Consider the following 396-nt stretch of genomic DNA (forward strand, 5'->3'; position numbering starts at 1 on the left):
ACAGCTCGCCCAGAAAACGTGCCACCTTACCCGAGAACCATGATAAAGGCTCATCCACACTCAGCACCGCGTAGACCAACATGACGCTTGCCGGGATGGCCACGCAGGCTTGCCGCAGGCCCACATCGGAAGCCACGTCAAGCACGGCGAACGGGCGATATATGCCCACGGCACTCCCCGCATAACCCAGCAGCGCCAGGGAAACCATCACCATGGCGCCTCTCCCCCAACGATTCGGGCGAAAATCCATGGCGAGAAGCGGATAGAGCAAGAGGCTGGCCGGAAAGGCACAAAGAAAGTAACTGACTTGCAGCGCCAGGAACACGACTGCTGCTATGCAGACCCAGAACGATAACGTCCAGCGGCCTTGAAGGAAAAAGACGATCGGGGCGAGGG

1 pseudogene is annotated in these 396 nt (G+C 59.3%); it reads right to left on the reverse strand.

Features of this window, described 5'->3' with window-relative positions:
* Positions 1-396 (reverse strand): annotated as a pseudogene (locus tag EOA16_RS32470) (acyltransferase); the annotation flags it as partial.

The sequence above is a fragment of the Mesorhizobium sp. M7A.F.Ca.US.008.03.1.1 genome, assembly GCF_003997495.1.
Taxonomy (GTDB): domain Bacteria; phylum Pseudomonadota; class Alphaproteobacteria; order Rhizobiales; family Rhizobiaceae; genus Mesorhizobium.